This is a genomic window from Sulfurimonas sp., from assembly GCF_028694605.1.
In the GTDB taxonomy this organism is placed as follows: domain Bacteria; phylum Campylobacterota; class Campylobacteria; order Campylobacterales; family Sulfurimonadaceae; genus Sulfurimonas.
The window spans coordinates 89,830-97,751 of the sequence record NZ_JAQVKP010000011.1; the positions used below are offsets into that span (position 1 = coordinate 89,830).

At 38.9% G+C, this 7,922-nt stretch carries 8 protein-coding genes and 5 tRNA genes; 9 read left to right on the top strand and 4 right to left on the bottom strand.

All coding sequences use genetic code 11. The features are described from left to right. Positions 1-1,371, top strand: coding sequence for an NAD(P)H-hydrate dehydratase (locus tag PHY84_RS08155; protein WP_299858889.1), 1,371 nt, complete (start codon positions 1-3; stop codon positions 1,369-1,371). Beyond that, positions 1,372-2,151: a thiazole synthase gene (locus tag PHY84_RS08160; RefSeq protein WP_299858890.1), complete on the top strand. Its 780-nt coding sequence runs from the start codon at positions 1,372-1,374 to the stop codon at positions 2,149-2,151. It abuts the gene before it with no gap. A 79-nt stretch (positions 2,152-2,230) separates the two neighbouring features. Here PHY84_RS08160 and PHY84_RS08165 read toward each other — a convergent pair whose 3' ends face one another. After that, positions 2,231-2,503, bottom strand: a complete 273-nt coding sequence (locus tag PHY84_RS08165) for a hypothetical protein (RefSeq protein ID WP_299858891.1) — start codon at positions 2,501-2,503, stop codon at positions 2,231-2,233. After that, positions 2,500-3,945: an alanine/glycine:cation symporter family protein gene (locus tag PHY84_RS08170; protein ID WP_299858892.1), complete on the bottom strand. Its 1,446-nt coding sequence runs from the start codon at positions 3,943-3,945 to the stop codon at positions 2,500-2,502. The genes PHY84_RS08165 and PHY84_RS08170 overlap by 4 nt, the downstream gene beginning before the upstream one ends. A 187-nt stretch (positions 3,946-4,132) precedes the next feature. Between PHY84_RS08170 and PHY84_RS08175 the strand changes: the two genes are divergently transcribed. The 6 genes from PHY84_RS08175 (at position 4,133) to PHY84_RS08200 (ending at position 6,807) form a co-directional block, all read left to right on the top strand. Beyond that, positions 4,133-4,210, top strand: a tRNA-Pro gene (locus tag PHY84_RS08175). A gap of 20 nt (positions 4,211-4,230) precedes the next feature. Then, positions 4,231-4,307: transfer RNA gene (locus tag PHY84_RS08180), tRNA-His, on the top strand. 38 nt (positions 4,308-4,345) lie between these two features. Further along, a tRNA-Arg gene (locus PHY84_RS08185) sits at positions 4,346-4,421 on the top strand. 11 nt (positions 4,422-4,432) lie between these two features. Then, a tRNA-Arg gene (locus tag PHY84_RS08190) sits at positions 4,433-4,509 on the top strand. 26 nt (positions 4,510-4,535) lie between these two features. Further along, positions 4,536-4,619, top strand: a tRNA-Leu gene (locus tag PHY84_RS08195). Positions 4,620-5,436: 817 nt separating this feature from the next. Continuing rightward, positions 5,437-6,807, top strand: coding sequence for an SEC-C domain-containing protein (locus tag PHY84_RS08200; RefSeq protein ID WP_299858893.1), 1,371 nt, complete (start codon positions 5,437-5,439; stop codon positions 6,805-6,807). 48 nt (positions 6,808-6,855) lie between these two features. Here the strand turns inward: PHY84_RS08200 and PHY84_RS08205 are convergent, their stop codons facing one another. Next, a complete protein-coding gene (locus PHY84_RS08205) occupies positions 6,856-7,083 on the bottom strand; it encodes a M48 family metallopeptidase (protein ID WP_299858894.1) in 228 nt (75 codons plus the stop codon). Here PHY84_RS08205 and PHY84_RS08210 point away from each other — a divergent pair. Further along, on the top strand, positions 7,039-7,326 hold the full coding sequence (locus tag PHY84_RS08210; protein ID WP_299858895.1) for a hypothetical protein: 288 nt from the start codon (positions 7,039-7,041) through the stop codon (positions 7,324-7,326). The genes PHY84_RS08205 and PHY84_RS08210 overlap by 45 nt on opposite strands. 229 nt (positions 7,327-7,555) lie before the next feature. On the opposite strand, the gene PHY84_RS08215 is transcribed toward PHY84_RS08210, so the two are convergent. Further along, positions 7,556-7,858 carry a hypothetical protein gene (locus PHY84_RS08215; RefSeq protein ID WP_299858896.1) on the bottom strand — a complete coding sequence of 101 codons (303 nt, stop codon included), beginning with the start codon at positions 7,856-7,858 and terminating at the stop codon, positions 7,556-7,558. Positions 7,859-7,922 lie beyond the last annotated feature (64 nt).

Here is a 7,922-nt window from a genome sequence, read left to right on the forward strand (position 1 = left end):
ATGCAAAAGTTGTTTGATGAGGTTGCATCTTTAGATAAAAGGTGTTATGAGGAGTTTTTTTTAAGCGAAGATATCTTGATGGAGCATGCCGCAGAGGGTATGGCTGAGTATATTCGTAACAATTTTAACAAAAATGCAAAAATCATCATAGTGTGTGGCAGCGGCAATAACGGAGCCGACGGCATAGCACTTGGAAGGCTTTTGCACGGTACCTATGATGCCTCACTTCTCATTCTCAAAAAACCATCATCGCCAATGGCAATTTTGCAACAAAAAAGAGCAAAAAGCGTAGGTGTAAAAGAGATAGAAAAACTAGAGCATTGTGATGTTTTGGTCGATGCCATTGTGGGAACGGGCTTTATCGGTACGTTTAATGCCGAACTACAAAATGTGCTAGAGCAGATGAATGCACAAGAAGCCTTTAAAATAGCATGTGATGTACCGTCCGGTTACCTTTTTTGTGCAGATGTCACGCTCACAATGGGTGCATTAAAAAAAAGAATGTTTTTAGACAGCGCAAAAGAGTTTGTAGGCGATATAAAAGTTCTTGACTTGGGCGTCAGTAGAGATGTTTATGAAAAGCCGAGTGGGTGGAACTTGCTGGATTTGCAAGATTTGAAGCTTCCCCACAGAACAAAAAAAGACTCTCATAAAGGGTGTTACGGGCATTTGGCGTTGGCACTCGGAGAAAAAAGCGGAGCAAGTATCATGAGTGCTTTATCGGCGTTGCGCTTTGGTGCAGGACTTGTAACTTTGGTCGGATATGAAGTCATTCAAATCCCGCATCAGCTTATGTACTCTCATGAAGTACCAGCAAATGCGACTGCATTAGCTCTTGGCATGGGACTTGGAGCCGAGTTTAGCCAGATAGAGCTAGATACATTTTTGGACAACTCTCTGCCGCTTGTCGCCGATGCAGACATACTCTCTTTGCCTGTTATTTTAGATATTTTAAAGCGGGATAACGTCATTGTAACCCCGCACGCAAAAGAATTTGTCGCGCTTTTAAAGATAACAAATGTGGCTAACATTACCACCGAGGAGCTGCAAAAAGAGCGGTTTAAATATGCAGAGCTTTTTTGCAAAACCTTCCCAAATATCACACTGCTCTTAAAAGGGGCAAACGTTATCATCGGGCAAGACGAGAGATTTTATATCAACCCGCACGGAACACCCGCCCTTGCCAAAGGCGGCAGCGGTGATGTTTTAAGCGGTCTTGTCGGCGCACTTTTGGCACAAGGACGCACCCCGCTAGAAGCCGCAATCAACGGTTCATTAACACACGCTAAACTTGCACTAAATTACAATGGCGCAGATTTTTCACTCACGCCTGATGATTTGATAAACGAAATAAGCAGATTGGAGAAATAAATGAAAGAGACACTAAAAATAGGAAAATATGAGTTAAACAGTCGCTTAATCGTTGGGAGCGGGAAGTACAAAGATTTTCAAACAACCAAAGAGGCTACTCTTGCCAGCGGGAGTGAGCTTATCACCGTTGCGGTACGCCGTCTAAACATCACAGACCCTAGCAAAGAGAATTTGCGTGATACGTTTGCAGGTACAAATGTGAAGTTTTTACCAAACTCCGCAGGATGCATAACGGCAGAAGAAGCAATAACCACTTTTAGGCTTACTCGTGAGGCGACTGGGATTGACCTTATCAAGCTTGAAGTTATAGGCGATACGCAAAAGACACTTTATCCGGATGTATTAGAAACCATCAAAGCGTGTCAAATACTCGCAAAAGAGGGCTTTACTATTATGGCATACACATCAGATGACCCAATCATGGCAAAACGCCTTGAAGATGCAGGTGCGCATGCCATCATGCCTCTGGCTGCACCAATCGGGAGCGGTCTTGGGATACAAAATCCTTACAACATCGTCTTTATCCGCGAGGCGGTAAGTGTTCCTGTTATCGTTGATGCGGGCATAGGATGTGCGAGTGATGCGGCGTATGCGATGGAGCTTGGAGCCGAGGGCGTACTTACAAACACTGCCATTGCCGGAGCGCAAAACCCTATAATGATGGCGGAGGCGATGAAACACGCTGTTATCGCAGGTCGTATGAGCTACCTTTCAGGACGCATAGCAAAAAGACCTTACGCAACCGCTTCAAGCCCTGTAAACGGACTTATTCAGTTCTAAAACACAAAAGAGCATCTGTCTCTGCCGCTCTCTTTGGCGCGGTAGAGTTGCTCATCCGCCTACTAACTTTAAATACGTGTTAAACCTCGATTTTTTGCGACAAATGCGTCATAAGAAGTAACTGCCCCATAGCTTCAAAAAACTTTTGAACACCATCATCTCCGGAGGACAACGCCTTTTGCATCGCTGCTACAAACGACTCTTGAGACGCTACAGATGCCATCATAAAACTATCTATGACAAATACAAACGTAAGCGTATGAACCTCGCCGTTGACGTCAAAATCTATCTTTGAATCAGGACTTATCCCCTCTTTTTTTAAAAGTTCCATACACGCCTCTCTTTTGCTCATCGCAGCGCCTCCTCGTCCAATGCGCCGCTTTTGAGCTTTGCGACATACTCCTCAAGCTCCCGTTTCACGTCGCCGCCAAGGATAAAAAGCCCAAGTATGTTTGGCAGCGCCATGGTTAAAAAAAGCATAAAACTAAAGTCCACAAGCACAGCGGTTTCAGTAATAGTTGCCAAGATGATAAGCAACAGATAGCCTAGCTTATAAACCATAGAGTATCTTGTGCCAAATAGAAAAACCCACGCTCGTTCGCCATAGTAAGACCAAGCAATAATAGTCGAAAATGCAAAAAGAGTGATGCTAAGAGAGAGAATAGTAGGGAACCAAGAGACTACCGTTCCATACGCAGCACTCGTAAGCGCAGCTCCCTGTTTTGCTTCTATAAGCGACATATACGCCCCATCATGCGCATAAACACCGGTTATGACTATGACAAGCGCAGTCATCGTACAAATAACGACAGTATCTATAAAAGGCTCATAAAGCGCTACAAGTCCTTGACGTACGGCATATTTTGTCTTAACAGGCGCATGGGCAACAGGCGAAGAACCAATCCCGGCTTCACTTGAAAAAACTGCTCTTTGAAACCCCTGAACGATAGCACCAGCCACTCCGCCATAAAGCGCACTCGTAGAAAATGCTTCATGAAATATAATAGCAATAGCATCATCAAGCTTTTCAAAATGATACGCAAGTATCCACAAAGAAGCGCCGATGTAGATAACAGCCATGATGGGCACAAGAAATTCCGTGATTTTTGCTATGCGTGTAACACCCCCGATGATGACAAACCCCGCAAACATCGTGACAACAAGACCAAAAATAATGGGAAAATCTTTAAAAAAGGGGATTTCTTGTGAAACTGCTCCAAGAGATTGTGAGACTTGAAAGATATTGCCTCCGCCAATAGCACCGCCTATCATAAACAGCGCAAAAACAAGAGCAAGCACTTTGCCAAATTTCGCATACCCTTTTTGTGCCAAGCCGCGAGAGAGATACTCCATAGCCCCGCCCATAACACTCCCGTCTTGCAAAAAAACTCTATGCTGCAGCGAGAGCGTCACCTCTGTAAACTTTAAACTCATCCCTAAAAAACCTGCAACTATCATCCAAAAAGTTGCCCCTGGACCACCAAGCGAAACAGCAAGCGCAACTCCGGCAATATTGCCAAGCCCAACCGTTGCACTAAGTGCAGTAGTAAGCGCTCCAAATGGCGAAATTTCCCCAACATCCTCAGCGGTACGGTACCTACCGCGAATAATGTCAAAAGAGTGTTTAAACATTCTAAGGTTGATAAACTTTGTTAAAAAAGTGAGATAAATACCGCCAAAGATAAGCCAAGCCACCAAAAAAGGAACCCTTACCCCATCTATACTACCAAAAAAAATATCAAAAAAAAGAATTGTCTCTAAAAAAGAGTTGATACCGCTAAAAAAATTATTCAAAACAAAACCCCTTATATGCCTAATATGTTATTGTAACAAACTACACTTAATATTGGTATTAGCGAGTGTATTTTGGGTTTTGCAAGAAACTTATTGAAAAATCCATGAAATACTATTGACTTTTTAATTATTATTGACTATAATTTCGCCTCATTAATCAGCTGCAATGTTGTTTTAATGTGCAGGTCGGGGTGTAGCTCAGTATGGTTAGAGTATCTGGTTTGGGACCAGAGGGCCGAAGGTTCGAGTCCTTTCACCCCGACCATTAAGTAAAAGTAAATTATGGTGGAATTAGCTCAGTTGGTTAGAGCACCAGATTGTGGTCCTGGGGGTCGTGGGTTCAATTCCCATATTCCACCCCATAATCAAATATAAAAACGATGAAAAATAATAAATTTAAGCGTCCGTAGCTCAATGGATAGAGTTTCGGACTTCGGATCCGACGGTTATAGGTTCGAGTCCTATCGGGCGCACCACTTTTATACATGCGTCCATAGCTCAGCTGGATAGAGCACACGCCTTCTAAGCGTGCGGTCTCAGGTTCGAATCCTGATGGGCGTACCACTTTTTATCGTTACACACAACTACATGCGGATGTGGTGAAATGGCAGACACGCTAGACTTAGGATCTAGTGCCGTAAGGTGTGGAGGTTCAAGTCCTCTCATCCGCACCATTCTTCTATTAAAATCTCTTGAAACATCGTTAATTACGAGCTTTTCTCAATGCTTTAAGTTTCAGAAAAAATCATTTTAGTCACCCATTAGTCACCAATTCAAATTTTAGCCATAGTTTTCTAATAAAAAAATACTTACCATTTAAGCTTAAAAACAAATCTATACATCTCTTATGTACTCAAATCACATCAATTATGCTCATATAAAATCAGGCGTAGTCAAAAATGCACTCAGGCAAAAAATTTCCATAACCCGTATAATTTTCATCAATTATTCAACGGGGTACCAAGTGTTTTTCACTCCCAATGTGAAGGAAGTCATCTTTGGCTTCCCGTTGAGTAATTCAACCGGAGCACTTGGTACCTGTTCCCCACTCAATCAAATATCAATGTTAAAAAAAGTGATGGGCGTATTATCAAGCGTCCGGTGAAGTAGATATATCATTTATGTGCAATATCATAGTTAAAAAGCATAATGAGTACCTAATATATTGAAAAAAGAGTAGAAATTGATACAGTTGCGGCTGGTTTGTCAATCGACAAGCTTATTATCAAGATATCAAACAAGCGGCACTCCTTTCAAATGAAGTTTGCGAAGCTTCACATGGTCTTAGATGGAACTTTGCAAAAAGAAGGATGTTTGAGTACGCAAAAGCAGGTTATAGCTATGAAGACTCTCTTCAACAAGTAAGCTATGAGATGAAGCATAATCGGGCTAGTATTACATTGCATTATTTAACATAAAAGGCGATTTTTCTTTTTTTGATTTCGCTTTAAAACTCAACTATGTATAATTTTGTAAAAAAGATTTTGCATGATGAAAAAGCCACAAAAGATTACTGCCCATACACTTAAACGAATTGAAAAAGTTTTAAAAAAAGTAAACTCTCCCATAGATACTTTTGAGTTATTTTTCACAACCTTGGGAGCGATAGCTCTTGAGCCGACATTTCATCCAAACAAACTTGTAAATATCGTTTTCTCAAATGCTGCATTTGAGTCAGAAAATGAAGCTAAAAGCGTTATTCAAGAGGTTTTAGAGTTTAGCAATGATATTAGTTTTACATTGATGCAGCTAGAAGAAGGTAACCTAAGAAATAGAGATATTGCGACACTTGGTAAAAACCTTTGCAAACTTATTTATGATAAATTAACTCTTGATACTCTAAGGGAGAAGTATGTGATGACTATCATGAGTGGGCTTTATGATTCTTTTGAAAGTAAAGGCTATGACTTTAGCACTCTTAATAGTTTGATGCGCTCTATAAAGACGGAATATGGTGAATTTGAAGATTTAGTGCATTCCATAGCAACAATGTTCTCCATGTCGTCTATATGTAACACAAAAGAGTTTATGCAGATTTTATCCTCAGACGGTAATACTATAGAGCAGTTTTTAGAGGATTTTTCCGCAACCGCTATAAGTACCTACTACATGCTTGATTTAATCAGAAAAGTAGAACATGTAAAAGAGCAAACATTTGAGGAAGCAAAAAGAAACGATCCTTGCCCATGCGGAAGCGGAAAAAAGTATAAAAAGTGCTGTTTGAACAAAAACAAAAATCCGCTAAGTTCTCTTAGTCCATATAAACTGCTCTACAAACCAAAGCTCTCAAAAAGTGAAGTTCAAAACTACTATAACTGCTACAACAAGCTCTTAACCTTCGTATATAGCAAATACGCAAAAGCCAAAAAGCGACCGAAAAAAGATGCCATTTTTAATATTATGGAAAACGGAACATACTTTTGTGATTTGGAGCTTATGAATAGCGGCGAGATAAGCGATATTAGAGACTACTTTGCAAAAAATCCACAACTCATAGACGAATACCTCTCAAATGAGCAAGCTTCTCTTACGCAAATAGAGCTCCAAACCATAAAAAGTTTCAAAAATATACTCTATGATCAATTTATCATCATGGAGAAAATAAACAATTCAGAAATACTTGCATGGAGCCTTAAAAAGAAGAAAATATACTTAGTTTACGGTCTTTATGACCCAATAGCCGAGATAATTCCAAGTTTTCCTTGTATAGCTTCTTTGATACTCTTAGGGTATGGAGATAGAATCGTCTATGATGGACTGATGGGTGTAAATAATATTGAAATCGGAGACAATATGCTCTCAAATCTGATAGAGGAGTATAAAAATCTCAGAGACACAAACGGAGTCGTTTTGAAGTTTTAGGAGGCTTTTATTGAGGCTTCAACTACTTTTGTAATTTTTTAAAAGAATCTAAGATACTTTCTCCAAAATTTCTTTTCGTTTATCCCAATCACTCATATAAAGAGATAGATAATCATAAAATTCACGAGAATGATTTGGATAAATCAAATGAACCAGTTCATGAAAAACTACATATTCTATACAAATTTTAGGCTTTTTTATAAGCTCAATGTTAAGATTAATATATGATTTATGAGGGTTACAGCTTCCCCACGAGTAAATATTCCTACAGCTCATGGGAGAAACTACAATCCAGATTTTGGGTATGTGATAGAAACAGAAGATAAAAAAGAGTTGTATTTTGTAGTTGAAACTAAAGGTGTTGATGATGAGATAGGTTTAAGACCACGAGAAAAACTTCAAATTGAAAGTGCAAAAGCATTTTTCAAAAAGTTAAAAGATAATGGTGTAAATGTAGAGTATAAGACCAAGTTAAACAGTCCTGAACTATCACAATTGATAAGCGATATTTTGAAGTAAGATTTTGTTAGTTTTTTTGATAAAAAGGCTAAGATAGCTAGTCCTAACCTTTTTATTAAATTGAAGTGTCTCTATTGTTGCATTTTTATTTTTAGAGTTAAATTTTTTTCAGCTGTCAAATAATGATCACTTTTTGACACCTAGTACAAATAAATTTTGCTTGTATATGAGCAAAACCTCTCCATTTTCATTCATTTATTTTTTATCTAGTTCAAATGTAAACTATACTCTATATTAGCCCTTTAACAGATAGAAGGGCACTTTCACTAAAAGAATATTTTCCGCCACTATTTTTTCTATAATGTACATTTTCTTTCAAAGTGTCCTCCTTTTTAATCTTATAACGCAAAGCTTCTTTTGATATCCCCAATATATTTGCAGCTTTTTCCAAGCCTTTAATATTAAACTCATCAAATAAATCAACTTTGCCAGTTCTTCGTAAAAGTAAATCAACTTTTTTGTTTAAGTTGCTCAACTTTCGCACATAGAAAATCCTAAATTTCCTACATTCAAAAGCATAAATAAAGCCCATAAATAGGCACTTTAAAGTATAATTTGTTTACGACAACAGACCAATACAAGGTGCTTTTTTATGA